Genomic DNA, 2644 nt, shown 5'->3' on the forward strand with positions numbered 1-2644 from the left:
CAACGGACCACGTTTTCGCGGCAGACCAGCTTGGCCTCTCGCCGCAGAAGACGCTCCAACCGGGCGGCATTCTCACTGACCGCGAACACTTGGTCGTGAAAGCGATAAAGGAAGGCAAGTCGAATAAGGTCATCGCCTACGAGCTCAATATGTGTGAAAGCACGGTGAAGGTGCACGTGCGCAATGTCATGAAGAAGTTCAATGCGAAGAATCGAACCGAGGTGGCGATGAGGACGTAAGCCCTTCATCGATGGGCCCCCTCGCGGGCGCACCGGCATCGGACCTCCCTGCCAGCTGTTGCTTCGAATCGCCAAGACCCCGCGCGGACGACTGCCGGCCTTCTGGCCGAGGTGTCGGTCGTTGCCGCGGCAAACTGCTTCCAAGACGAAATCCGGGAAACCGGGTCGGCAGACGAAATTCTTCAAGGCATCTGACCGGCCCCCATTGAGTGGTCCGGGTCGAATGTTCCTCCTGGGTGGCCCGCCGGGGCTTTGGCGGACGGCTCTAGCTGAATTTTTTTGCGGGCGCGGGGCGACCCAGTAACGAATCCTCCAGTGGCTCGCTTCAACAATTCGGAAGGGATATGACGATTCCTTATCCATGCGTTTCGCGAAGGCGTCACTCTACGAAGCCTTGAACTGAGGAACGAACCGGCAACGGCCCATGATATGATTGCTTTCGTCGCCGCCGTAGTCTATCGCATCTGGTAAATATTTGGTAACAGTTTGGCCGGTCGGGGAAGTCCACGAAACAATCTTTTGCGGCGCCGAACACCATGCGTAAGGCTGTAGAAGAGCGCGGCTTCGTCTCCGACCGGATCCGACTTTGGCCTTGGGCCGCGCTTCGGCGCGCGTGTCGAAGCGTTCGCCTTGACCGCGAGACGCCAGAGGGATTCTGATGCCACGGCGCGGACCAGACGCGGTCAATATCGACAGGTCCGCGATAAGGCTGACCGACGCGATTCTGGGTTTTGACACGCAGGATCTCGGCGATGCGCTGGAAGCGATCGCGTCCGAGATCGGGATACGCCACATAGCCTACGTGCGGTTCGCGTCCGATAAGGAATGCGACTCCTGCTTGTCGACGGCGGTCGCCACCTATTCGAGAGCGTGGCAGACGCGGTACTTCGTGAGCGGCTATGTGCACTCCGATCCAGTGGTCGCCCATGGCCGGAAGGCCCTGCTCCCATTCGACTGGGAAACGCTGGGGCCCGACGATCCGGCTATCCTGGCTTTCTTTGCCGACTCGATAAGACACGGCGTTGGACGGAACGGCCTGTCAGTCCCGGTTCGGACCGGCAGGGGCGGTCAGGCGCTGGTTTCCTTCAGCAGCGACCATGAAAAACCGGAATGGGATCGCTTTAAACTCGGAAACATGATCGGCCTTCAGAAGCTGGCGGTCCTGATCGATTCGGCGGCGAACAGGAATTCGAACCTTCCCCCCGATCCAATCAGGTTGTCGCAGCGCGAAGGGCAGTGCCTGACCTGGGCGGCAAGAGGCAAAACCCACAAGGAAATCGCCGACCTCCTCGATATCGGCTTCAGCAGTGTGAAGGTCCACCTCGACGTCGCCCGTCACAAACTGCACTGCATGAACCTGACCCATGCGATCGCCGTCGCCGTTGCGACCGGCGTGATTCCGCCACAGGCGCCGCTATAGCCAGCTCCCGAGCGGCGATCAGCGACGGCCATGAGCCGAGGTTAAGCGGCAGCATCGGATGACGAATTTGCCGCCCAGCTTAACTGCTCCCATTGGAGCGGGATGATTATTAATCCTAAATCCGGCGGTTGGGGATAATCAGCGCCGAGCCAAGCGCTTGAATTCACTTCGAACATTGCAGTCTTCATCAATTGCGGGGCAGTTGGCCAATCTTCTTTGCCAGTTTTGATCGTTATTCCGCTTTTCAAGAAGCTTGCTGATTGGACGGCGGGGCGCCACCCCTAGGCGCGGTCGACCACTGCCGCCGAACGCTCGGCGAATTCGGCGACCTTTTTTTGCTTAGAGGAGCACACGAAATGTTGAAGCTGATCGAAGGCGCCTATGCGTACCGTTTCCCCCGCGACATGGATGCCATGTTCCGCAACCGCGCCGAAATCTTCGGGAAGCGGTTGGGCTGGGAGGTCGAGGTGAGAGACGGGTACGAGCGGGACCGGTTTGACGATCTCAATCCCCTGTATCTTGTATCCGTCGACCCCGAGTCAGGCGCCTACTAGGGCTCGCTCCGACTCCTCCCGACAACCGGCCCGAATATGCTGCGTGACGTTTTCCCTCAGCTGCTCGAGGAGGGCGAGGTGGTGGAGAGCGCGAGCATCTGGGAGAGCTCGCGCATTTGCGCGGTCGCGGCGGCGGGGCAGCCGGAGCGAATGAAGAACGGCGTTGGCTATGTTCTGAGCGAACTGATCGCGGGGATCGGCGAGGTGGCGCTTCTTGCCGGTCTGACCCAGATCGTCTCGGTGTTCGATACGCGCATCCTGCGGGTCCTGAAGGCGGTCGGATGCGAGCCCGAGGTCATCGGACGACCACAGCGGATCGGCGATGTGACTGCCTACGCCGCTCTGTTCGAGCCGAACCCTGAACGGTTGGAGGCATTCCGCAACGAGCTGCAAATGGGCGATTCCGTTCTCGCGCCAGGCGCTCGGGAACT

At 60.2% G+C, this 2644-nt stretch carries 2 protein-coding genes and 1 pseudogene; all 3 read left to right on the forward strand.

What is annotated here, in order from left to right; translation table 11 throughout:
* The coding region (locus ACLP25_RS12610; RefSeq protein WP_442469536.1) for a response regulator transcription factor at positions 1-239 on the forward strand (239 nt) is incomplete at its 5' end.
* A 658-nt stretch (positions 240-897) separates the two neighbouring features.
* Positions 898-1659, forward strand: a complete 762-nt coding sequence (locus tag ACLP25_RS12615; RefSeq protein ID WP_442469537.1) for a LuxR family transcriptional regulator — start codon at positions 898-900, stop codon at positions 1657-1659.
* A gap of 413 nt (positions 1660-2072) precedes the next feature.
* Positions 2073-2644: pseudogene (locus tag ACLP25_RS12620) on the forward strand (acyl-homoserine-lactone synthase); the annotation flags it as partial.

This window comes from Roseiarcus sp. (assembly GCF_052145395.1).
Lineage (GTDB): Bacteria > Pseudomonadota > Alphaproteobacteria > Rhizobiales > Beijerinckiaceae > Roseiarcus.